The sequence below is a fragment of the Shigella sp. FC1661 genome, from assembly GCF_001712525.1.
GTDB lineage: Bacteria > Pseudomonadota > Gammaproteobacteria > Enterobacterales > Enterobacteriaceae > Escherichia > Escherichia coli.
On record NZ_MDGW01000526.1, the window covers coordinates 1 to 280 of the forward strand.

At 46.4% G+C, this 280-nt stretch carries 1 pseudogene; it reads right to left on the reverse strand.

Features of this window, described 5'->3' with window-relative positions:
* Positions 1-256 (reverse strand): annotated as a pseudogene (locus BFF42_RS21610) (transposase); the annotation flags it as partial.
* Between the last annotated feature and the right edge of the window lie 24 nt (positions 257-280).

The following is a 280-nucleotide window of genomic DNA, read 5'->3' on the forward strand; positions in this document are numbered from 1 at the left end:
TTTTTTAATATATCTCGCTCAAGGCGAGCTTCATTTAACGCCTTACGCAGTTGCAGAATTTCAGATTCCAGTTCAGCCACCGTGCGGGAACCAGGAGTACCGAGCCCTTTTCTGGCGGCGGTAACCCATTGTCCTAAAGTGCCTTCAGGAAGGGATAATCGGGAAGCGCCTTCACTGATCGAAGTTGATTTTCAAGAACCGTTCTGACAGCTTCGGCTTTGAACTCTTTAGAGTAACGTTGGTTTTTTCTGCTCATTATTAGCTCCTTCTGATGCCATTC